The 23219-nt window shown below is 31.8% G+C and carries 20 protein-coding genes, 2 pseudogenes and 1 riboswitch; of the genes and pseudogenes, 16 read left to right on the top strand and 6 right to left on the bottom strand.

Annotated elements, in window-relative coordinates; all coding sequences use genetic code 11:
* Positions 1-320, bottom strand: a 320-nt coding sequence (locus ACLRVU_RS10285) for a metallophosphoesterase family protein (RefSeq protein WP_412891790.1), incomplete at its 3' end; no start/stop codon positions are given.
* 198 nt (positions 321-518) lie between these two features.
* Here ACLRVU_RS10285 and mnmE point away from each other — a divergent pair.
* Complete coding sequence (mnmE, locus tag ACLRVU_RS10280; protein WP_412891789.1) at positions 519-1853, top strand: tRNA uridine-5-carboxymethylaminomethyl(34) synthesis GTPase MnmE; 1335 nt, start codon at positions 519-521, stop codon at positions 1851-1853.
* A 15-nt stretch (positions 1854-1868) separates the two neighbouring features.
* Entirely contained in the window at positions 1869-2111 is a 243-nt protein-coding gene (locus ACLRVU_RS10275; RefSeq protein WP_147549928.1) for a hypothetical protein, read from the top strand.
* Positions 2112-2215: 104 nt separating this feature from the next.
* Here the strand turns inward: ACLRVU_RS10275 and ACLRVU_RS10270 are convergent, their stop codons facing one another.
* Together ACLRVU_RS10270 and ACLRVU_RS10265 are read right to left on the bottom strand one after the other, a co-directional pair.
* A complete protein-coding gene (locus tag ACLRVU_RS10270) occupies positions 2216-3256 on the bottom strand; it encodes a ribonucleotide-diphosphate reductase subunit beta (RefSeq protein ID WP_412891788.1) in 1041 nt (346 codons plus the stop codon).
* Between the two features lie 10 nt (positions 3257-3266).
* The gene (locus ACLRVU_RS10265; protein WP_412891787.1) at positions 3267-5627 is read right to left on the bottom strand and encodes a ribonucleoside-diphosphate reductase subunit alpha; all 2361 of its coding nucleotides are present in this window, start codon (positions 5625-5627) and stop codon (positions 3267-3269) included.
* Between the two features lie 149 nt (positions 5628-5776).
* Here ACLRVU_RS10265 and ACLRVU_RS10260 point away from each other — a divergent pair, with 149 nt between their 5' ends.
* The 10 genes from ACLRVU_RS10260 (at position 5777) to ACLRVU_RS10215 (ending at position 15031) form a co-directional block, all read left to right on the top strand.
* Complete coding sequence (locus tag ACLRVU_RS10260) at positions 5777-7036, top strand: WD40/YVTN/BNR-like repeat-containing protein (RefSeq protein ID WP_412891786.1); 1260 nt, start codon at positions 5777-5779, stop codon at positions 7034-7036.
* 10 nt (positions 7037-7046) lie between these two features.
* Positions 7047-7256, top strand: coding sequence for a hypothetical protein (locus tag ACLRVU_RS10255; RefSeq protein WP_412891785.1), 210 nt, complete (start codon positions 7047-7049; stop codon positions 7254-7256).
* A gap of 71 nt (positions 7257-7327) precedes the next feature.
* Positions 7328-7501, top strand: a riboswitch (Lysine riboswitch).
* Positions 7502-7577: 76 nt separating this feature from the next.
* Positions 7578-8042, top strand: a complete 465-nt coding sequence (locus tag ACLRVU_RS10250) for an ACT domain-containing protein (protein WP_412891784.1) — start codon at positions 7578-7580, stop codon at positions 8040-8042.
* Between the two features lie 12 nt (positions 8043-8054).
* Entirely contained in the window at positions 8055-8948 is an 894-nt protein-coding gene (gene dapA / locus ACLRVU_RS10245) for a 4-hydroxy-tetrahydrodipicolinate synthase (protein ID WP_412891783.1), read from the top strand.
* A 1-nt stretch (position 8949) separates the two neighbouring features.
* The gene (gene dapB / locus ACLRVU_RS10240; RefSeq protein WP_412891782.1) at positions 8950-9693 is read left to right on the top strand and encodes a 4-hydroxy-tetrahydrodipicolinate reductase; all 744 of its coding nucleotides are present in this window, start codon (positions 8950-8952) and stop codon (positions 9691-9693) included.
* Positions 9694-9710: 17 nt separating this feature from the next.
* Positions 9711-11027 carry a diaminopimelate decarboxylase gene (gene lysA, locus ACLRVU_RS10235; RefSeq protein WP_412891781.1) on the top strand — a complete coding sequence of 439 codons (1317 nt, stop codon included), beginning with the start codon at positions 9711-9713 and terminating at the stop codon, positions 11025-11027.
* Between the two features lie 34 nt (positions 11028-11061).
* Positions 11062-11535: a GNAT family N-acetyltransferase gene (locus tag ACLRVU_RS10230; protein ID WP_412891780.1), complete on the top strand. Its 474-nt coding sequence runs from the start codon at positions 11062-11064 to the stop codon at positions 11533-11535.
* 246 nt (positions 11536-11781) lie between these two features.
* Complete coding sequence (locus ACLRVU_RS10225; protein WP_412891779.1) at positions 11782-12144, top strand: hypothetical protein; 363 nt, start codon at positions 11782-11784, stop codon at positions 12142-12144.
* A 48-nt stretch (positions 12145-12192) separates the two neighbouring features.
* Entirely contained in the window at positions 12193-14409 is a 2217-nt protein-coding gene (locus tag ACLRVU_RS10220) for a hypothetical protein (protein ID WP_412891778.1), read from the top strand.
* The gene (locus tag ACLRVU_RS10215; protein ID WP_412891777.1) at positions 14396-15031 is read left to right on the top strand and encodes an ABC transporter ATP-binding protein; all 636 of its coding nucleotides are present in this window, start codon (positions 14396-14398) and stop codon (positions 15029-15031) included. Before ACLRVU_RS10220 ends, ACLRVU_RS10215 begins: the two co-directional genes overlap by 14 nt.
* A 48-nt stretch (positions 15032-15079) precedes the next feature.
* On the opposite strand, the gene ACLRVU_RS10210 is transcribed toward ACLRVU_RS10215, so the two are convergent.
* The 3 genes and pseudogenes from ACLRVU_RS10210 to ACLRVU_RS10200 form a co-directional block, all read right to left on the bottom strand.
* The gene (locus ACLRVU_RS10210) at positions 15080-16561 is read right to left on the bottom strand and encodes a glycoside hydrolase family 1 protein (protein WP_412891776.1); all 1482 of its coding nucleotides are present in this window, start codon (positions 16559-16561) and stop codon (positions 15080-15082) included.
* 117 nt (positions 16562-16678) lie between these two features.
* The gene (locus tag ACLRVU_RS10205) at positions 16679-17413 is read right to left on the bottom strand and encodes a DUF2087 domain-containing protein (protein WP_412891775.1); all 735 of its coding nucleotides are present in this window, start codon (positions 17411-17413) and stop codon (positions 16679-16681) included.
* 353 nt (positions 17414-17766) lie between these two features.
* Positions 17767-17946, bottom strand: a pseudogene (locus tag ACLRVU_RS10200) (BlaI/MecI/CopY family transcriptional regulator); the annotation flags it as partial.
* A gap of 690 nt (positions 17947-18636) precedes the next feature.
* Here ACLRVU_RS10200 and ACLRVU_RS10195 point away from each other — a divergent pair.
* From ACLRVU_RS10195 to ACLRVU_RS10180, 4 genes and pseudogenes are all read left to right on the top strand, one after another.
* Positions 18637-18810, top strand: a complete 174-nt coding sequence (locus ACLRVU_RS10195) for a hypothetical protein (protein ID WP_412891774.1) — start codon at positions 18637-18639, stop codon at positions 18808-18810.
* Positions 18811-19168: 358 nt separating this feature from the next.
* A complete protein-coding gene (locus ACLRVU_RS10190) occupies positions 19169-21952 on the top strand; it encodes an SHIRT domain-containing protein (protein ID WP_412891773.1) in 2784 nt (927 codons plus the stop codon).
* A gap of 182 nt (positions 21953-22134) precedes the next feature.
* Positions 22135-22746 (top strand): recombinase family protein, encoded by a 612-nt coding sequence (locus ACLRVU_RS10185; RefSeq protein ID WP_412891772.1) that lies wholly within the window; start codon positions 22135-22137, stop codon positions 22744-22746.
* Between the two features lie 104 nt (positions 22747-22850).
* A pseudogene (locus ACLRVU_RS10180) lies at positions 22851-22952 on the top strand (IS3 family transposase); the annotation flags it as partial.
* Positions 22953-23219: the final 267 nt, after the last annotated feature.

Raw genomic sequence — 23219 nt, 5'->3', positions numbered from 1 at the left:
GTTTTCATAAATTCAATATCGATCGGTCTTAAATGTTTGCATGTATGATATAATGAACCATTCTTCGATGAAGCCTTCCAATTGTCTTTTGGATTCAACAGATAATCTTCACGATTTCCTTTCACAAAAACAGTCGAATACTTTTTCCTTAACTGATAAATATAATCAAACGTTTCTTGAGGTAACGGATAATCACTGACGTTATCCCCTAAAAAAACCAGTAAGTCTATGGATTGTTTCTCAATCTCTTCCATGCAGGCTTTAAATGCAGTAATGTTAGCATGAATATCACTTAATATTGCAATTCTATAATGTTTCATTCTCATTCCTCCTATTTATATTATACAATAGTGAAGAATAAAAAACTTTATAATCATCTTCTATCTATAGTATATCATTTGATTAATAATATTCAATAAATTATTAATATTATTTATATGCAAAATAATATAAAAGGTTAAAATACTTTGTAAAAAGAAATGTTTCGGTTATAATCAAAAGCAAGGAGTGATAAGAACATGTTAGAAGATACAATTGTCGCCATAGCGACCGGTAGAAATGAAGCCGCTATCTCCATCATTCGATTAAGCGGTCCTCATGTTTTTGAAGTAATGAAAAAAATATTTAAAAAGGATCTGACTAAAGTTAAAAGCCATACGATTCATTATGGGTACATCCGTGATGGTGAAGAAATAATAGATGAAGTGTTGGTGAATGTATATCAGGGGGAAAGAACATTTACCGGAGAAAATATGGTTGAAATTAACAGTCATGGCGGTATTTTTATTACTAATCGTGTTTTGGAAACATGTATAAAATATGGTGCTCGTTTGGCTAATCCGGGAGAATTTAGTGAACGTGCTTATTTAAATGGTCGTATTGATCTTGCTCAGGCTGAATCTATTGCTGATCTGATCAGTGCTAAAACAAAGACTGCCAGTCATTTGGCACTAAATGGGATTCAAGGAAAAATCTCTTTATTAATCAAGGGTTTAAAAGAAGATTTAATTCAAATTATAACTCAGATTGAGGTCAATATTGATTATCCTGAATATGATTCAGTAGAAGAATTAACCGCCGAATCGCTCTTGCCATTAAGTGCTGATTTTATGAATAAAATTAATAAAATATTAGAAAATGCCCGTAGTGGGAAATTGATTCGCGATGGGATTGCAACAGTCATTATTGGTAAACCTAACGTTGGAAAATCAAGCTTACTAAATGCTTTATTAGAAGAAGAAAAAGCGATTGTAACGGATATTGCCGGAACAACCCGTGATATTGTGGAAGGAAGCATTAATCTTGGCGGAATTGTTTTGAATATGATCGATACTGCCGGAATTCGTGATACAGAGGATATTGTTGAAAAAATCGGTGTAGAAAAATCTAAAGCAATGCTTTCTAAAGCTGATCTTGTTTTGCTTGTGTTGGACGGATCACAGCCATTAGAAAATGAAGACCAGCAATTACTTGATCTGACACAGTCAATGAATCGAATCATTGTAGTGAATAAGAAAGATCAAGGTGTCCATATTGATATAGAAGGTATTCAAATCAGCGCCAAAAATTTAGATATAGAAGCTTTGGAAGAGGAAATAAAAAAAGTCTTCCAGCTAGGAAAACTATCTCACCAAGAGGATATTTATATTTCAAATATTCGTCATATCACTTTGTTGGAAAGTGCTAAAGAAAGTGTTGAAAAAGCAATTGAGGCAATGAACATGGGAATCCCAACGGATCTTATTGTATTGGATCTTTACGATGCTTGGAAAGCTCTAAAAGATATATTAGGTGAGGAAGCAAAAGAAGATTTATTAGATGAACTATTTAGTCGTTTCTGTATTGGTAAATAAGGAAGAAGGAAAAAAATGAACAGTCAGGAAATCAACAAAACCATTGCTGAACGTTATCAAAAATGGTCTAAAATTAATTTGAAAATTGGGTTAGTCGCTTTTGTTGTCAGTTTCATTATTATTGCTTTAAATACCGGAAATTCAACTTTAAGTTTTATTTCCTCTATCGGTTTAGTCGTTTGTCTGTCTTGTTTAGTGGAATATTTTGTGTTAAAGGGAATGTGTGCTTACATGTTAAATCGTAAAGATAAGAAATAATATGAAGCTGTGATGATTTGTCACAGCTTTTTTAATAGATAAAACTGTATTTTACTTCTGTTTTATCTTTAAATCAAAAACAGCTTATAAAGATAAGCTGCCTATTATAAATCATCTACCAAAGCGCTTGATTTTGCGTAAGCACTTGATTTTGCTTCAAAGAAATCCGTTTTTATTAAGTTGGCATTGCTGTATTGACTTACCCATTTTGTTGCTTCAGGCTCTTCCTTAATTTCATCATATAAAGTTCCAAACCCTAAAGCATTGCTTCTTAAATTTCCTAAGTATTTGATGTAATCAGCAATCATTTGATGAGTAAGACCGGGAATGCGGTCACCAATGACGTAATTTCCCCAAGCAATCTCCTCTTCTACACCCTGCTGAATCATCGCTCTGTATTCTTGAATATGATCCTCGCTGAATAATTCCGGTTCTTCATTTTTCATTTCTAAAATTAATTGATGAAATAACCATAAGTGGGTGTTTTCATCACGATTAATATAGCGTATTTCCTGAACAGATCCCGGCATTTTTCCGTTACGGGCTAAGTTATAAAAAAACATAAAGCCACAATAAAAGTAGATACCTTCTAAGATGTAGTTGGCAATCATTGTTTTAATTAACTGATAAGTATCTTTTTTTTCTTGAAATTCATTATATAAATCACCAATAAAGCGATTGCGATTTAATAAATGTTCATCATTTTTCCATTGATATAAAATTTCCTGACGCTCTTCTGGCAGACAGATACTATCCAGCATATAACTATAGCTTTGTGAATGCACAGCTTCTTGAAACGCATGAATGGTTAAACATAAATTAATCTCATTAGCGGTGATATACTCTCCAATAGAGGGCAGGTTCGCTGTTTGAATACTGTCCAAAAAAATCAGGAAAGAAAGAATCTTATTATAAGCTGTTCTTTCTTCATTACTTAAAAGCCGATAGTCTTTTATATCCTGATTCAAATTGATTTCTTCAGGAATCCAAAAGTTATTCATTGCCTGACGATACCAAGAGGAAACAAACGGATATTTAAGATGATTAAAGTCATTTAGATTAGTTGTATTACCATTTACTAAACGTCTTTTTTCAACTTCAATGTCTCCCCATTCATTAAATAGTTTTTTCTTTTTTAATAGCATGTTTTCCCTCCTATGCACTACATGATTCGCACTCTTCCACTTCAAGAGACTGACTGCGGACATAATAAATTGTTTTAACTCCGTTTTCAAAGGCGGATATATAAAGATTTAATAATTTTCTCAGAGTAAATTCATTTGTGATATATAAATTAACGGATTGTGCCTGATCAATATGACGCTGACGGATACCGGCTGAGCGGATTACCCATTCCTGATCGATTAAATGTGCAGCTTTATAGTACCAGAAATTTTCTGTCGTTAAATCCGGCGCCACACGGGCAATCATACTCCCCTTCTTTTCTTCTAGGAAGAAGCGTTTCATAATAGGATCTACGGCAGCTGTTGTACCGGAGATAATTGAAGTAGAACTGGTTGGAGCAATCGCTAATAAATATCCGTTTCTTAATCCATACTGATGTACTTGTGCCTGTAATAGTTTCCACTTTTGTGTTGTATACTGACGTTTTAAAAAGTAGTTTCCATTATCCCAGTCAGAACCTTTGAATAAAGAATAAGCCCCCTTCTCTTTAGCTAATAATAAGCTGGCTTCAATCGCATAATAATTGATCTTTTCAAATAACTGATCACTGAAGGTTAAATGATCTTCAGATTCAAAGGCAATATGCTGTTTTGCTAAAAGATGATGATAACCACTTACCCCTAAACCAATCGCACGGTATTTTTGATTGGTAATCTTGGCATTAGGAATGGGATAAAAATTTAAATCAATGACATTATCTAGGGCACGAATTGTTGTATAGATTGTCTTTTGCAACTCACGATCATTTTGAATATTGAGATGTCCTAAAGATAAAGAAGCAAGATTACATACTACAAAATCCCCCGGTTTACTCTTTTCAACAATTATCGCTTCTCCATCAACGACCATTGTTTCCTTTTCATAAAAATGTGTTTCAGACATATTTTGTGCAATCTCGGTACAAAGGTTTGAGCAGTAAATGATTCCCTGATGAGCATTAGGGTTAAAGTGATTTACTGTATCACGATTAAAAGTAAAGGGTGTTCCGGTTTCTACTGCAGACTTCAAAATAAGTCGAACAAGATCTTTCAATAAAATTTCTCTTTTAGAAATCTTCGGATCGTGAATGCAATCGAAATAACGCTTTTCCCATTCTTGACCATAATAATCTTCTAAGGCATATCCTTTTTGCATCAGTATTTCATGTGGGCACATGAGATACCAAGTTTGATTTAAATCCTCTTTTGCCATTTTCCAAAACAAATCAGGATAGCATACGGCTGGGAAGATATCATGAGCCTTTAATCGATCATCCCCATTGTTCGTACGTATTTGCAAAAACTCAGGAAGATCTTTATGCCAAGCATCCAAATAGACAGCAGCGGCTCCTTGGCGTACACCTAATTGATCGACTGCAACTGCGGTATCATTTACTAATTTCAGCCAGCGAATAACTCCTCCGGCACAACCGGAAAAACCACGAATGTCAGAACCTATAGCTCTGACTTTGCCAAAATACATTCCCATTCCGCCACCATACTTAGAGATTTGAGCAAAATTATCAATACTTTTGTAAATACCGGTCAAGGAATCTGGCACTGTATCAATAAAACATGAAGATAGCTGATGCAATGGCTTTCTAGCATTGGCTAAGGTAGGGGTTGCCATCGTTATTTTTAATTGACTTAACAGATCATAAAAATCCATGATAAAAGGCAGACGATCTTTTTCATTCATTCCAATATGCATTGCAATGATCATAAACATTTCCTGCACATTCTCTAATACGTGATGCTGATGGTCGGCGATCAAATAACGTTTACTCAATAGTTCCAGTCCGCTGTAAGTTAACAGATGCGTACGTTCCGGTTTCAGATAACTTTCCAATATCTGAACCTCTTCCTTACTGTAATTCTCTAATAAATATTCCCCATATAAACCAATCTGGGTTAATTTTTCAATCTTGCTGTAAAGATCGTGAATGTGATATTGTTTTGTATTCTCTTTGATTTGCTGATCCAGTTTTAAAGCTAACAGATAAGAAGCAATAAATTCCCATTGAGGAGCTTCCTGACTTATTAATTCAACAGCCGATTTAATCAGCATATCTAAAACCTGTTCAGGAGCAGCTGTCTTGCTGACAAAGCTTTCAAATTTATCATACAGATGTTCGATAGAATAAATATCTTCATTATAGCGCAATGTTATTTCTTTGATGACAGATAAACATGATCCGGATAAAGAATAACCTGTAAACTTATTAATAATATTCTGCTGTAAAGTTAAATAGTCTTCCAATTGATCTAAATCAAAAATATTCTGGCAATGCTCAAATAAGTTTGGCTCGATTGTTTTTTGTAAATAGTTTTCTAGTAATGTGGTCATGTTCATAATGTCAAAGTCTCCCTTATTGTTGTTAGTTTATTTTAACTTTACCATGTTTGAAATATATAGACAAATGATATGAACTAATAAACAGTTCATATTTTATTCAAAGTGAAAATGTAATATAATGAATGAAATTGAAAAGAGGATTCTTTATGAAGAATATAAAATCAGCATTTATATTTATAACCTTAATTACATTATTAACATTTGGTTTTATTCAATACAAGTGGCAAACATTTAAAGCCACTGAAAAAACAGCGATTGAAGTAAAAACAACAGAGGATCGGTTAGAGAATATTGCCGGACTTTGGTTTGATCAATATACGGAACAGTTCAAAGATTGGCTGACTCCTTTTTCATACAAGATAAAAGAAGCACGCATTGATAATATTGAGCTTTTAGATCAGAAAAACGGTTATGTTCAAGTTGACTATGCCTATTTGCCATTTTCTAGTAATGAGCAGCTGATCTTTAATCATGGCGGATTAATGCAAAGTGATGACGGCTGGTATAAACAGCAAGTTGTATTAAAATTTGAAAAGACGGCAAAAGGTTATCAAGCAAAAGAAGAAATGCGCCCAGTCAATTATCAGATTCAAACAGATCCAAACATTATGACAGAAGGCAAAAAGCCAACACAATATGCGATTGAAAAGGATTGTGATTATACGATTTTGGATCATAAACTATGGGTTACCTACGATCATGGGGACAACTTTACTGAAGTACCGATAGATTATGAAAAAGTAACCTATGATCCGAATTATTCCTATGGTGAAACAGTTCCTGAAGGCAGCTATATAATTAAAGAGGACTATACTGCTTTCTTATATGTTGATAAAGGAAGCTTAAATCTCATCTATTCTCACGATCAAGGTAAAAGCTGGGAGACAACCACCATTGCTTCAAACGAACACTATTATCTAAGAGCACGTTTTTTATCAAAGACAGACAATCAATTTTATGTTTTATTTTCTACGGATAAAGCAATGTCAGCAGAAAGTCACAGCTTAATGAAAAGCACAGATGGTATTCATTTTGAATCTGTTAATTATCAGGATCCTGAGCAGCGAGTAATGACCTATGCTTTCTTTAGTGATGATGATATTGGATATGTCGCTTATCGTAATAATGATAGCCGAGATAATCTTTCTTTCTATCGAACGGAAGACGGCGGACAAACCTTTACCCCTATAACATTTGAATTAAAAGAAATATCTTTTATGGGAGATAGTATAACCCCATATATTCAGGTAGATCGTATCTATAAAGAAGATGGACAGATACATCTTATTGTCGGTCAAGGTGAAAATGGCGACTATGGCTATAACAGTGCCCATTATATAAGCAATGACGGAATTCATTTTACGTTTTTAGAAGAAGTGGATGATCGCCCTGCTTTAGCCGGTTAGGAGGAATACAATGGAAACAATAAAAAGAATTATACTCACTCTTTTAGCGGTAGTTTTTGGATTTTTCTTCACCAGTTCATTTACACTGGCTTTTGTTTATCGTGATATTCATTTAGGTATTCGCTTTGCCTTGATCGGTTTTTGTGTCTTATGTCTCTATTTTATAGTATGGTTTGGAAATGATATTTATCATTATTTTAAAAACAGAAAACAAATCTAATATTTTATAGAAAATCGAAAGATATATCAGGAAACATATTGTTATTTTAGGGAATGTGTGCTATATTGAAAAAAATTGATAGAGGTGCATTGTGTTATTAAACTTATTAGTGGGTGCAAACAGAATAAGCGTAGGAGCCATTGCCGAAGAAGCAGATTATTGCATGAATCTGATTTCTGGGATTACAGAGAATATCTGTAAGACTGTCATTATCCTATATTTGATAATGTTGTGCTATCATTGGTCAATATGGTCTATCATCTTGTCGCAATGAAACACATGCGACATTTTTAATTGGGAGGAAAAAAGGAGGATTCCATGATGGAAAAAGCAATAAGTAAAATTACAGTGTTAGAAGACATCATTCAAGTAAAATTAGGAAAAGTACATAAAAATTCTATGTTTATTGCCGATATCTTTAATATTATTGCTTCAAAAAACGTAGATATTGATATGATCAGCCAAATTATGCTGGAAGATGAAGTAAACTTACAGATCACTTGTGATCAGGATTCACAAAAAGCATTAGATGAAGCATTAGAATTAATCAGAGATAAATATAAACAAATTGTAATTACTCAAGATCGTATGGTTTCTAAGGTATTGGTTGAAGGGGAAGGAATGCGTAATACACCGGGTGTCGCTGCAAATGTATTCAATATCTTTGCTGAAGCGAATATTCATATCCTGCAAGTATCAACTTCACTGACAAGTATTGATTTTTTAGTAAATAAAAAAGATTTGAATGTTATTGTAGAAGCAATAAAAAAAGAATATCAATTATAAGGAGATATATAGATGAAAGAATTATTTGTGGGCAGTGCCGTTGCCTTAGTTACACCATTTCATGAAGATGGATCAGTAGATTATGAAGCGTTTCGCACTTTAGTAAACAAGATGATTGATAATAATGTTCAGGCATTATTGGTTAATGGGACAACTGCTGAAGCTTCTACTTTAACTGTAGATGAAGAACATGAGTTATTAAGAATCACCGTAGAACTGGCAAATAAAAAAATACCGGTTATTGCCGGAACCGGAAGCAATGATACAATGCATGCTTTAAGAGAGTCTAAAATAGCGAAAGAAATGGGAGCAGACGCCTGTCTGATTGTAACGCCTTATTATAATAAAACCAGTCAACAGGGATTGATTCAGCATTTTACCTATTTAGCGGATAATATCGGACTGCCAATTATTTTATATAATATACCTGGGAGAACAGGCTTAATGATTAATGTGGATACAGCTTTGCAGTTAGCACAACATCCGATGATCATTGGTATGAAAGATGCTACAGGAAACATGGCGTATACAATGGAACTTCTTTCTAAAGTAAAAGATCTTGATTTTGATGTATGGTCAGGTGAAGATGGTTTGATTTTACCAATGATTGCCGCTGGAGGAAAAGGTGTTATTTCAGTATTAAGCAATGTGTATCCAAAAGAATGCCAGCAGTTATGCGAATTAGCTTTAGCTGGTGAAAATGCTAAGGCACAGCAATTAAGCTATGATCTTCATGATGTATGTTTAGGCTTATTCTTAGATGTCAATCCTATTTGTGTGAAGTCAGCTTTAGCACATCAGGGAATATGCAGTGATCATTTAAGAATGCCTCTGATTCCAACAACTAAAGAAAATCAGGAAAAATTGTTTATTGCGATGGAAATTTTTGAAAGCAAGGGGTATTAAGATGAAAACAATCGTTTATGGATTTGGCTTAATGGGAAAGAAAATTTACCATGCCATTAAAAATAATGAAGCATTTGATATGATCGGCGTTGTCTCTTACGAATTTGATCAGAAAATCGATGATCCAATGTATACCAAGTTAGCAGAATGCACAGAAAAAGCAGATGTCATTATTGATTTTTCACATCCCAATAATTTAGACGATATCTTAGCTTATGCATTAAAAAATAATACAAAACTGGTTTTAGCGACAACCGGATTTACGAATGAACAGTTAAATAAGATTGAAGAGGCTTCTCATCAGATTCCTATCTTTCAATCCTATAACACTTCATTTGGAATGCAGATGGTTACCAAAATATTAAGAGCAGTGGCAAAAGAATTTTATGAAAACGGCTTTGATATTGAAATTGTGGAAAAGCACCATAATAAAAAAATAGATGCTCCAAGCGGAACAGCAAAATTACTTTACGAAGTAATGGATGAAGAGATTGAACATCTGCATCCTGTTTATGATCGCAGCAGCATTTCTAAGCGCAGAGAAAAAAATGAAATTGGGATTCAGGCGCTAAGAGGCGGAACCATTTTTGGAGAACATGAAATTATGTTTGCCGGAAATGATGAAATTGTTGAAGTTAAACATACGGCTCTATCGAAAGAAGTCTTTGTACTTGGAGCGATTCATGCGGCACAGTTATTAGAAACCAAAGAGAAAGGATTATATACGTTAAAAACGTTATATTAATAGGATAGATTATGGTAATGGATATTAAGACACAGGAAATCATTCAAACAAAATATGCCACGATTCATGATAATACATTATATATTGATGGTGTTTCAAGCTTAGATTTAGTTAAGAAATACGGTACTCCGCTGTATGTGATGTCAGAAGGACACATTCGTGAACAGATGAACCTTTTAAAAACAAAAATGATTGATAAATTTGAAAATACATTGCCATTATTTGCATCAAAATCATTTAGTTGTGTGGCAATTTATAAACTCGCTAAAGAATATGGAATCGGTATTGATTGTGTATCTGCGGGGGAAATATCAATAGCTTTAAAAGCTGATTTTGATCCTAAAAAAATATATTTCCACGGAAATAATAAGTTGAAAAGTGAGATTGAATACGCTGTTTCTAATGGAGTAGAAAACTTTGTCATTGATAATTTTCATGAGATTGAATTGGTTGAAGAAATTGCCTGTCAGTTAGGAAAAACAATCAATGCTACAATTCGTGTTGTACCGGGTGTTGCGGCTGGCGGACATAAATATATCCAAACTGCGGCAGATGATACAAAATTTGGTTTTTCATCTCATGATGGTACCTATTTAGAAGCAATCCAGCAGATCTTATCAGCTGAACATATTCGATTTGAAGGAATACACTGCCATATCGGATCACAAGTATTTGACATTACGAAGTATGAGGAAGCGATGCATAAATTCGTAGAATTTGCTTATGAAATTCATGATCGTTTTGGAATTGTTATTACTAAATTAAATGCCGGTGGCGGTTATGGAATTGCCTACACAAAGGAAGATACTCCATTGGATTTTGAATTGATTACTGAAAAGATTATGGCGATCATCACTAAAGGATTTGAAGATAAAGGTTGGCAGAGACCAATGGTTTTAATTGAACCGGGACGTTTTGTAGTTGGAAATGCCGGAATTACACTCTATGAAGTAGGTTCTTCAAAAGAAATACCAGGAATAAAAAAATATATCAGCGTTGATGGCGGAATGACTGATAATATCCGTTCAGCTTTATATCAGGCAAAGTATGAAGCATTGATCGCAAATAAAGCCAGTGAGGAACCAGTTGAAACGGTTTGTGTAGCCGGTAAAAATTGTGAATCAGGTGATATTCTCATTCAAAGTATTGATTTGCCTTCACCAGTGGCTGGAGATATTTTAGCGGTTTTCTCTACAGGAGCTTATCATTATTCAATGAGCAATAACTATAATCAGCTGCCAAAGCCGGCTGTCGTCTTTACTTATGAAGGGCAGGATCGTTTAGTTATACGAAGACAGACATTTGATGATCTAACTGCCTATGATGTTGATTAACTCCCAAACGGGAGTTTTATTTTAGGAGGAAATAATGATTACATTTATAAAAGCAACTGTAAATGATGTTTATAAAGTTATCTCAGTACAAACTCAATGTTTTATTGAATTCTTAGACCGATACCATGATGACACAATTAATCCTACTAATGAAAGTGCTGCTTCTATCAAAAGATATATTGAAGATCTAAATTCAACTATTTATTTTATTAAAAATAATGATACAGTAATTGGGATTATCAAATTAAAAAAAGAACAAGAAAAGGTATATAAAATTGATGATTTTGGTATTCTCCCTGAATTTAGAGATCAGCATTTAGGAACAAATGTCATGATTGAATTACAAAAGCAATATACCTTTGTACATACTTGGAAGCTTTCAACAATCTTAGAAGAAGAACGAAATATTTATTTTTATGAAAAGTTAGGATTTAAGCGAGTTTTAGAAACAGCGCCTATTAAAATAAATGACCAGATGACAATCGTTGATTATCAATTAAACAAATAAAGTAAAACCACAAGTAAATCATTATGACTCACTTGTGGTTTTTTTTTATTTATCTTTTTTAAGAAGACATTCTCCGTTAGTTTCAATAATTTGTTTTATTGTTTTACATCATTGATTTTTATTGATAATAAAGCTATTTGTACTATATTTGTTGCATTAAGAATGAAAGCGCTTGCGAATTAAGTTAAATTATGCTAATTTTGGAATAGAAAAGACATGTTATTTCAAAAAAAGGAGGAATAAAAAATGAAAAAATATTTTGTGGGTTTAATTATGTGTGCAATGATATGTGGCTTATTAATGCAAGGAAATCAAGTTAACGCAAATGGTTTTGGTCCAGGACAAAATAATGCAGCACAAGGATTAAATGATGAAGGATATACCCAAGAGGGTTCGGGTTATTATTGGACTTATGGAAATAGAAATGCGTTATTTTATGCGTATACTTATAGTAATTATTTTAATGCGAATTATTCACATGAATCCTTTGCATTTTTAGGAGACTTATCGAAATATAGTGGAAGAGTTGCTTCAGGGCAGACTGCTTATGCACAAACGCCGAATGGTACTACAAGTGCGTTAGGAACAGCAATGATTGGAACATTTTAATAAATAAATTTGAGAGACGTCTCAAATTTATTTTTTATGAGGTGGATTATGAAAAATAAACTAATGGTTATTATATTTATAATAATAAGCATATGTATGGGATGTTTTACTATTATGTTTAAGTATAATGACAGCCATAAATGGGATGAACTATTTTTAGATAATACCATTACTTTGAATATTAGTGATAAAATTAAAATTGATGATGAAATGCTGTATGAAATAGTTAAGCCATTAGCACAAAAGTATTCAGCTAATCTTTATAAGAACACAACTGTAACAGAAGGAGTAACAAAAAAATATGTAGGTGTTTATTTAACTTATGATGAATACCATCCCTATCAAATTATAGGAAATGATATAACTATAACCGATATGGGAAAAGAAGCCTATGTTTCAACATCAAGCAACGAAGATAATAGACAAATTGGACAAATTAAGGATGTTTTTAATGATAATCATGTTGTTGTGGGAACCATGGATTATTATTTAAACATGTTTAGTTTAAATAATAATCTTCAAGTTCGTTTTAAAGATATAAGTAATGCAAAACTATTTTTTACTGAATTAACTAAACAATTAGGAATAAATGAGGAAGATATCATCTCAACCCCCGTACATATTAATAATACTAATAGTTTAAATAGCATGATAACAGTAATTATTATTATAAGTTTATTTTGTTTTACTATTATTGTATTTTATAATACTTGCTGGGATTCAAAAAGAATTGGTGTGTTAAAGTTGATGGGCTATGATAAATCTTATATCTTCCAAAAATTGTTAGAACCCATCTATAAGACAGTTCTAATTACGACATGGCTTGAATTAGGTATAATGTTTTTAGTGATTAAAAATACTAATGTTACTTTTTGGATAGAAATGCTAAAGAATATTTTTTTACTATATACTTTAGTGCTTATTCTTTCTTCAATTAGTTATTTTATTGTATCTAGATTTACATTATCTGAAGTATTAAAAGGAAATTATGGTAAAACATTAATAGAAAAATTAAATAAATTTTTAAGAATAATCATTTTAGTTTGTTGCTTTATATTTAGTGCAATTCTTTTTAGTAATATAAGTCGGGTTCAAAATTTCAAAGAAGTGATTGCTTCATGGATTGATTATCAAGATTTTGCTGTTCCTATAAATTTAAAAGTAAACAATCCTTTGGTATTAACAAACTCAGATAATATAGAATACTTAAAAAAAGCTCAAAAAACTCTTTTTGATCAAGGATGCTTCTATGTTTATAATACGCATTATCAAACACAAAATTTAGGTATAAATGGAAAAAATATTTTAGATATCAGTGAAAGTGATGGCATCGAAGTTGAGGAATTTAATCCAAATATAGATTTCAATTTATCAACGATTAATATTAATTATCTTAATACGTTAGGATTAAAAGATATGCACGGAAATGATATTATTGTAAATAGGATAAGTAATCAACGTGTTATTTTGCTACCTAATTCAAAAGTGGACAAAAATAATTATGAATATATCTTGAAGGTTTATATGATAGGTTATAATCAGATTCCTGACATTTATGAATTAAAGTTTGTTGTGTATGATGATACAAAGAACAATAAGTTTTTTTCTTTCAATATGGATATGAATGATGATGGCAAATATAATATTTATTCACCGATATTTAATATCATAACAATAGAAAATATGCTTGACATTGAAGTTGGAGATATTTTGGCTACAGATATCAATTCTCGATTAAAAATTCCTCTCAACAACCGGACTATAGAAGAAGTGAACAACGAACTAAAAGAAATATTTAATCAATCGATTGGTATGAAAGTTGAAAATTTATCACAGCCATTTATGGATCAAATTGAAATGATTAATATAACGTTGAGATTCAATATACCTATTTTAATATTAGTCCTTATTATTTATGTTATGATCACTGTACAATCGGTAAAGCTATACATTAAAAACAATTTAAAAACGATTGGCATAAAGAAATTAAATGGTTTCAGTTTGGTTCGGTCTATGAAATCTTATATTGTAAAATACATTATTATTGATATTATGCTTTCTATAGCCTATTTAATGACTGTATACAATTATTTAACACCAACCATGATGGATCAATTTCATAATATAACAGGAAATCCACTTGTTTATTTATTTTTTATTCCAATGATTGCAATAGATATATGCTTTTTAATCTTTAATATTAAAATGGTTGAAAAACGTTCATTGAATTCGTTGATTAAGGGAGATTATTATGGAAATAATTAATATCAGAAATTTAACAAAAAAGTATAAGGAGCATATTATTTTAAATACTTTTGATTTAAGGATTAATGAAGGGGAAATGATCGCTATTACTGGAAGAAGTGGTAGCGGTAAAACGACTTTGCTGAATATTATCGGGTTAATAGAAGAGTATGATGAAGGCGATTACTATTTTTATGATCATCTCAATATTAAACCTAATTCAAAACTAGCAACTGAAATGATCCGCAATCATATTAATTATCTATTTCAAAATTTTGCGTTAATTGATGATGATAGTATATTAAATAATCTATTAATTGGCTTAGAGTTTAAGAATTTAAGTAAAAGTGAAAAGTTATCTGAGATTCAAATTGCTTTAGAAAAAGTAGGGATTGATAAAGATGTTAAAACTAAGATCAGTGCATTAAGCGGAGGTGAACAGCAAAGAGTGGCAATCGCCAGAACAATACTCAAAGAAGGAAATCTCATTTTAGCGGATGAACCAACTGGATCTTTAGATGAAGAAAATAAGGAGATTATTATGTCATTGCTTAAAGAACTAAATAATGAGGGTAAAACAATTATTATTGTTACACATGATCCTTATGTAGCTGATCAATGTGATCGCATTATTCCATTATAAAAAAGAAAACATTGCTTAATTGAAAAGCAATGTTTTTAAATTTTAATATTATTTATCTTTTTTAAGAAGACATTCTCCGTTAGTTTCAATAATCTCTTTATAACGATAATAAGAGTTTTTGATCTTTCTTTCCATTGTTCCACTTCCATCATTATGACGATCAACATAGACAAAGCCATAGCGTTTTCTCATTTCTCCGGTACCTGCTGAAACAATATCAATCGGTCCCCAATAGAGATATCCCATGACTTCCACTCCGTCTAAGATGGCTTCATGGATATAATGTAAATGGTCTTCTACATATTTCATTCTTTCAGGATCATCAATTTTACCATTTTGATCCGGTGCTTCATCTAAACCAATTCCATTTTCAACAATGAATAAAGGTAGATGATAACGATCATAAAGGACATTTAAGATATAACGAATGCCTTTTGGATCAATTGGCCAGCGCCAAGGTTCCGGTGAACATCCTGTTAGATATGGATTTTCTTTACCGATAAGACCACCGGTATCGCCTAAAGAAACAGTTCCTTCAAAAGTAGATGAACGATAATAGCTTAATGAGAAGAACTCAACTGTATTTTCTTTGATCAGTTTTAATTCATCATCACACATCTTTGGTTCGCAGTTTTGTTCACGCCAAACACGTTTTACATATCCCGGAATAATTCCTAAGCAGAAAGCATCTCCGAAATAGAAATTAGACATTCTTTGTGCATCATAAGCTCCGAAAACATTATCAGGATCACAGTTGTATGGATAAGTGGCAACACATGAACTTGTCAGCATACACCCTACTTTAGCTTTTGGATCAATTTCTTTGCAGATTTTTACTGTCCAAGCATTTGCAACACAAATATTGTAGTAAGCCTGCCATTTTTCCTGCTCCGTAATTGATCCGATCGGATCATTTGTGTCTTTTGGATTGGTATTTAGGACAGCACTGGCAACAAAAGGCATATGTTTCATATTATTAACTTCATTAAATGTCAGCCAGTATTTTACTTTTCCTTTAAAACGTTCAAAAACGGTTGTCACATAACGTTTCCAAAAATCTATTAATTGATGATTGCTCCATCCGCCATATTCAGTCAATAAATGTAAAGGCGTTTCATAATGGCTTAATGTAATAACTGGTTCCATGCCTAATTCAATCATTGTATCAATCATATCTTCATAAAATTTAAGTCCAGCTTCGTTTGGCTGAGTTTCATCCCCATTAGGGAAGATACGTCCCCACGCAATAGAGGTACGGAAGGCTTTAAATCCCATTCCTGCCATCAGCTTTAAATCTTCCTTATAGCGATGATAAAAATCAATTGCTTCATGACTTAAATAAACCTTATTAGGATCTAGTGCCATTTCCCACTTACTTTTTTCTTCATTCCATTTAATACTTGGATTTTTATTGGCAATCCCTACCATGACATCGGTAACATTGGGCTGTTTTCCATCTTCCAACCATGCACCTTCACATTGATTGGCTGCAACAGCTCCACCCCATAAAAAACCTTTTGGATAACTCATAATTCCTCCACCTTTCTGTTTAGTGCTATTATACTATCGTTAAAATTAGGATTTTATTATTTTAATCAATTGAAAATAGTTTCAGAATGTGAATAAAAAAAGGGAAGCTTATTCCCTTTAGCTTTTTATATAGACTGAACCATCATCACGACGTTTTAAGAAACCATATTCAATCATATAACGGCGTATTGTTACATAATCATCAAAAATATCTTTTAATATGTCATTTACTTCCGTTTCTGAATATTCTTTTCCATTAATAAATTGATCATAAATCGTTTTAAATACTATAATCTTATACTTTTCTTTTCTTGGAAGATTTTTCAGTTTTAATGGGTTAAGAGAAATAAAGAAATCCTGATGTACTTTCTGCTCATCTTCTTTTGTAGCTATATAGCGTTCATCCATCATTGTTGCCTCCTTATGAATATCTAAAAATGTATCGATCCTGTTTTCACTTTCTAATAAATGGTACATCGCTAAAAATACCTTAGCTTGGTTAGCCTTTTCTTTTAATGAAAAGCGCTGATAGCGGACAGTAGCTTCACTGATTCCCATCAGCTTGGCAATCTCTTTGTCACTTTTGTGCTGATAAAGATAAGTCATCATCTGTTTTTGGTTATCGGTTAAAGTATTTACTTTCTTCGGAGCTTCAAGTAAAGGAAATAAACATCCGTGATGATCGTATTGAAGATGAATTTCCATTCTTTTTTTCGCATCATAAAAATGATGTTCATAAGAATAAATTTCTCCTTTTATTGTTTTAAAATCACAGTGCATACATTGATAACTCTGCTGATTTTCTATATATCCGCACTCTAATTGTGCTAAAGTGACTTCTTTTATATTCATACGATCCCTCCTTAATAAACAATATAGCATAATGTTTGCTTAATATCAAATATAATTAATAGTTGTTTATGTTATTTTATAATAATTATTTAATTTGTTTTAAATTTTATATCTGGTTTTTGATTATCTGTATAAACACTATACTTTCAAACATTTCGAGGTATAGAAAAACACCCATTTTACTACAAATTTACCACGATTGAATGAGCCTTGATATGACACTAAAATTAACAAGGGAGATTAATACGAAACATTAGTATATCTCCCTTTTTTCATTCCAATTTACATTTTTAAGATTGCCTGTATCATTTATGTAAGTTTTTTTCATTTTTAAAGTATACGATAAAAACATATTATTCCTCCTGATTATTTAGCCATTCTTTTAATTCATTTACGTCATCTTCACTTAATTTGTTGCTTCTATAAAGTGTAGCAACAAACTTTTTTAGTGAACTATTATACATACTATCCAAAATCCTCTTTGCTTTTTCACTTTCAAATTCTTCTCTTGCTAAAAGCGGATAATAGTGTTTAGTTCTGCCCGTTACTGTCTATGTAACAATATCTTTTCCGGACAATCTTGTCATAAAAGTAGATAAGGTTTGGGATTTCCAATCTTTATTACGATATTGATTAAAATACTCTAAAAGTTCTCCAAGTGTTTTACTATCCGTACATTCCTAAAGATAGACCATTATTTCTTATAAATTTTAAAATAGTTTTATATTGCACCTCCAATTTATTACTACATCATTGTAGTTTTGTCAATTTTTTTAACATTCTACACCTTTTTTCTTTTGATTATCCACTACAGTCAAGAAAAAGCCCCGTCAAGATCCTTGCCACCATTGGGGGGTGCTTTGCACTCTTTACTGGACTTTTTGTTTGCTGTATCTTCCACGCAAGAGAAAATTAAAGACCTCTGTTCCATCTCACATAGTTTGCTTCATTAAAGTCTACTTGTGAAGAAGTATTAGGAATGATTTTTTTGTAACACCACCCTGCGTATACATGTCATAATACCTAGAAACTGTGATAAATAAAAGACAAAATACAATTTTACCTTGCAAAAAACGGGGCATACGAAAGGAGCAATGCACTATAACTATATACAAGAATGAATCCGTTAAGATTGATTACATTAGCATTGTATTTGATACTGCAACTGCGTGATGATAAGACTTATGCCTTTGCCATAACGTCCTAGGACAGACCGCTGGAACTTGAAGAATATAGAAATCATTATTTTAGATTTCCCTCTTTTAGATACAAGAAATCAAATTATGGGTATTACTGGAAAATTTATTGCAGATCTTGTGTTACAAATTTTATCTTATGTAGCACAAATAGAAGGAGAAAACTTAAAGCAAAGACAAGCTGAGGTATTTAAATTATAAAAGCAAGTGAAGTGCAATTTGGTAGACCTAAAACAAAGATTCCAAATGGTTTTGAAGATGTTTTCTTTATGGAAAGAAAATAAGCAAGCATAAAGCAGCTAGATTACTGAATACAAAATCATAATACTTTTACACGATGCGCTATAAGGTATCAAACTGATAAGAAAATTGAATAATAGTGGTACAAAATGTAGACTTTTTATACCACTGTTATTTTACTTTTAAATATCTAGAAATACTTCTATTTTTATCTCGTTTCCTATTTTATCAATACCGAGTTAAAAAGTCTACTTTCCTTACCATTTAGTTTATCTTTTATATCTTTTTTATCTCAAAAAAGATAGATAAGGAGGAGATAATGGTGAATTTATCTAAGAGAGTAACTGTATGGTTTCTTATACAGGTTATGGTTTTAGGTTTGATACCTCAAACTGTATTTGCAAAAGAAATAGCTAGTTCCCCACTTCAATATGAAGTATTACAAGACATGAATGAGGATAAAACAGAAGTAACTATTTCTATAAAGTTTACAGATACAGAAATCATTCATTTAGAAAAAGTAAAAATGCCGGATGGTACAGAAAAAACGGGTGATTTATCCACCGTTAGATATACTGTATATGAAAATGAAACATACGATTTCAAAGTAAATTATTCAATGGATGGTGCTGAACAAGAAGAAGGAATACCTGTTGAAGTAACTGAGTTAGTGGATGAAAAAAATTATGTCTCTGATAAAAACGACACAAATATGTTGCTAAAAGAAGGATCTGCTAGTTCTAATGAAGTTAATACTGAAAGCATAAATTATATTCATCTAAATAGCCATGATGGAGATGATAGTAATGATGGATTGACAGAGTTAACTAGTGTTCGTACATTTGAAAAGGCGAAATCATTAATTCAAGATGGAGACATAATTTTACTTGATAGTCATGTTGAAATTGATAAGGATGAAACATGGGATCTATCAGATAAGCCAAACTCAAAATTACAGAGAAATACTGCTATGGACATGATAGTAGTTAATTCAAAAGTTACTCTTACACTAAAAAATATTGTAATAGATGGAACTCATTATAGTAAGAATGATGATGATTCCCATTCAATTATTAAATTAGGTAAGTTAGCAGGAACTGAAGCTGATGGCTCAAATGTAATTTTGAAATCTGGAACTATTTTAGAGAATAACAATAATAACAGAAGAATAGGTGGTGCTATTGCTGGTTTCAGTTATAACACACTTATAATGGAGAATGGAGCAATCATAAGAAATAATGGTACTCTAGATAAAACTGCTCAGTTTGGCGGGGGAATTCATCTAGAAAATCATGGTAAATTTATTATGAACGGAGGATTGATTGAAAATAATCATGCAGTTCGAGGTGGAGGAGTATGTTTAATTGCATCTTCTATGGTAATGAATGGAGGAGAAATTAAAAATAATTCAGCAAACAGTAAAGATAGTTATGTTGGTCACTATGGTGGTGGTATCTATGTTTCAAATTTCCAAAATTGGACAACCGTAGGTGGTGATTATTCTCGTGAAATTGCAGGTGAGGCAGATTTCACAATGAATGGTGGTACAATATTAGGGAATGAAGCTACTTACCAATCATCAACTGATGAGAAAGGATTAGGTGGAGCTATTGCAACTTATCCGGCTTTTTATGCAGGATATGAAAAAAAACCTTCTATTACAATTACCATAAATAAAGGTGATATAACTGGAAATACAGCAATAAATGGCGGAGCAATTTCTGCATATTTTGAAGCTACAGATGTTAATATTTCAAGTGCGAATATTACTAACAATGAAGCTGAATATCAAGGTGGGGCAATCTATGGAGTTTTTAATTCAGTAATTAATTTGACTGATACGGTTATTTCAAAAAATAAAGCAGCAGTGGGAGCGGGGGTATATTTGTATGCTTCGGAAATGACCATGCAATCTGGTGAAATAAGTTATAATAATGCTAGTCACTATGGCGGTGGTGTATATATTGATAGTCCTGCTTGGAATAATAAGACTGCCATTTGTACTATACTTGGAGGAGTAATCAAGTCAAATACTGCAGCTAAAGGCGAAGGTAGTGATGGTATTTATCAAAACAGTAAGTTAAACGTTGGTGAAAAAGTATTGATTCAAAATGATAATGATGTGTATCTTCCAAGTAATCGTGTAATTGATGTTATAAAACCATTAGAGAATATTACACAAGAAAGGAGTATCTCTATAACAAGTGAAGATTGTGTTGTGGAAGATGAACAAAACAAAGGTACACGCTTAGTTAATTATCATGAAGAAGCAGGAGATATAAAGGCAGCTCAGGATGCTGAATATAAACAACTATATCTTCCAAGCAGTTATATGATGGAAGGGTTAGTTATTGGTAAAAGTAAAGCTGAAGACCAATTAAATTATATGACTTACGTACAAAAAGAAAAATATCCAGTTATTTATGAGTTTGTTAGTGGAACAAGTGGACAAGTGCTTCCAAAAGAAGTGACTGATTTGATCCCAGTAGATAATAATAAATATCTAGAAGAGCTAACAATAAATGCAATTCAACCAACTAAAAATGAAGTTAAAGTTTCAAATGGCGTATGGTCATTTAAGGGTTATGATTCTAATAGTAAACTTTCTAGTGTTAATAATCTTAATGATAATGGACATATTCAGTTTACAGGTACATGGGAGTTTAAGAAAAATGCAAGTATCATCAATCATATTCCAACCATCAATGCAAATGATAAGATACTAACAGTTGGAGATAAATTTGATCCGTATAAAGATGTAACGGCAATGGATAAAGAAGATGGAGATATTACAAAGAAAATTGAAATCTTAAAAAATGAAGTTGATACAAACAAAGCAGGGGTATATGAAGTTATATATAAAGTAACAGACAGCAAGGGTGCTTCAACAATTAAAACGATTAAAATTACTGTTACAGAAAAAGATACACCAATAGTTCCAAACGAACCCAATAAGCCAATCAAACAGGATTCTAATAAGCCTAATGATACCGTAAGTGTGGAAACAGGCGACAAAACAAATATGACAATTTGGACATTATTGTTGATTGTATCAGGTATTGTCACTATCGGTGTATACCTAAAGAAAAGAAAAACAAATTAATATATTTATAAGTCATTTAAGTATTTTTTTAATAAGCGTTTTGTATAAAAACAGTACATTTAAAATTAAAATGAAAGTATGCAGTTTTTAGTGTAATTTTTTCATTTCATGATATTTATGGTTTTATATTGCAAGTAAATTTATAATTCCTCCTATAAGGGGAACATTTAGGAGGAATTATTATGACAAATAAATATGCATATATTCGAGTTTCGAGTAAAGATCAAAATATTGATAGACAAGTAGAAGCGATGCGTGAAATAGGGATTTTAGAAAAAAACATGTATATTGATAAGCAATCAGGTAAAAATTTTGACCGCAAGCAGTATCAATCTTTATTAAAACAGTTAAATTCTAATGATGAAATGTATATTAAGTCGATAGATCGCTTAGGGAGAGATTATGATGAGATACAGGAACAATGGCGATATCTTACGAAAGTAAAAAATATTGATATTATTGTTTTAGATTTTCCATTATTAGATACAAGAAATCAAGTGAATGGAATTACAGGTAAGTTTATTGCGGATTTAGTGTTGCAGATACTTTCTTATGTAGCGCAAATAGAGCGTGAAAATATAAAGCGACGACAAGCTGAAGGCATACGAATAGCAAAAGAAAAGGGGGTTCAGCTTGGTCGACCACCTCTTCCTGTTCCAAAAGAATTTGATGAAATTTATCATTTATGGAAGGAAAATAAAATTAGTAAACGTGAAGGCGCAAGGCTATTACATACAAATCATAATACTTTAACTAATTGGATAAAAAAACATGAAAGGAAGCATAAATTATAACGCTTATTGATTTATACAATAGAGAAATCGCAGGTTATGCAGCAGGCAAAATAAAGATGCCAAGTTGGTAAAACAAGCATTTAATCGCCGTTTTAAAAGTTTTGATAGAACTGGAATTATTTGACTATGTCAACTGGTATAACGATGTAAGGATACATGGTTCATTGAATTACATGACACCTGTAGCCTATCGTATGTTCTCATAAAATTTGTCCAAATAAGTGTTGACTATCCAATTCCATGGTTTTGCAAGCAGTACGATAATGCTATGAAAAAAATATTATAATATATACAGCTAATAGATAAATGGTATACCTATAGATAATAAAGGGATTATCAATAATAGGAGGAAAGAAAATTTGATATTTTCTTAGTGGCGAATGCACAATTATATTCTGAGAAAATGACATATTACGAAATAAAACATGCTTTTTCTGATGAATTTTTTTTATTAGAAGAATTTCAGAAAATTA

It is taken from the genome of Beduini sp. (genome assembly GCF_047239305.1).
Lineage (GTDB): Bacteria > Bacillota_I > Bacilli_A > Erysipelotrichales > Coprobacillaceae > Beduini.
This window is presented reverse-complemented; position numbering and strand designations above follow the sequence as displayed.

Coding starts and splice junctions, on each gene's coding strand:
- mnmE (WP_412891789.1), top strand. CDS start 519: ATGTTAGAAGATACAATTGTCGCCATAGCGACCGGTAGAAATGAAGCC.
- ACLRVU_RS10275 (WP_147549928.1), top strand. CDS start 1,869: ATGAACAGTCAGGAAATCAACAAAACCATTGCTGAACGTTATCAAAAA.
- ACLRVU_RS10270 (WP_412891788.1), bottom strand. CDS start 3,256: ATGCTATTAAAAAAGAAAAAACTATTTAATGAATGGGGAGACATTGAA.
- ACLRVU_RS10265 (WP_412891787.1), bottom strand. CDS start 5,627: ATGAACATGACCACATTACTAGAAAACTATTTACAAAAAACAATCGAG.
- ACLRVU_RS10260 (WP_412891786.1), top strand. CDS start 5,777: ATGAAGAATATAAAATCAGCATTTATATTTATAACCTTAATTACATTA.
- ACLRVU_RS10255 (WP_412891785.1), top strand. CDS start 7,047: ATGGAAACAATAAAAAGAATTATACTCACTCTTTTAGCGGTAGTTTTT.
- ACLRVU_RS10250 (WP_412891784.1), top strand. CDS start 7,578: ATGGAAAAAGCAATAAGTAAAATTACAGTGTTAGAAGACATCATTCAA.
- dapA (WP_412891783.1), top strand. CDS start 8,055: ATGAAAGAATTATTTGTGGGCAGTGCCGTTGCCTTAGTTACACCATTT.
- dapB (WP_412891782.1), top strand. CDS start 8,950: ATGAAAACAATCGTTTATGGATTTGGCTTAATGGGAAAGAAAATTTAC.
- lysA (WP_412891781.1), top strand. CDS start 9,711: ATGGATATTAAGACACAGGAAATCATTCAAACAAAATATGCCACGATT.
- ACLRVU_RS10230 (WP_412891780.1), top strand. CDS start 11,062: ATGATTACATTTATAAAAGCAACTGTAAATGATGTTTATAAAGTTATC.
- ACLRVU_RS10225 (WP_412891779.1), top strand. CDS start 11,782: ATGAAAAAATATTTTGTGGGTTTAATTATGTGTGCAATGATATGTGGC.
- ACLRVU_RS10220 (WP_412891778.1), top strand. CDS start 12,193: ATGAAAAATAAACTAATGGTTATTATATTTATAATAATAAGCATATGT.
- ACLRVU_RS10215 (WP_412891777.1), top strand. CDS start 14,396: ATGGAAATAATTAATATCAGAAATTTAACAAAAAAGTATAAGGAGCAT.
- ACLRVU_RS10210 (WP_412891776.1), bottom strand. CDS start 16,561: ATGAGTTATCCAAAAGGTTTTTTATGGGGTGGAGCTGTTGCAGCCAAT.
- ACLRVU_RS10205 (WP_412891775.1), bottom strand. CDS start 17,413: ATGAATATAAAAGAAGTCACTTTAGCACAATTAGAGTGCGGATATATA.
- ACLRVU_RS10190 (WP_412891773.1), top strand. CDS start 19,169: ATGGTGAATTTATCTAAGAGAGTAACTGTATGGTTTCTTATACAGGTT.
- ACLRVU_RS10185 (WP_412891772.1), top strand. CDS start 22,135: ATGACAAATAAATATGCATATATTCGAGTTTCGAGTAAAGATCAAAAT.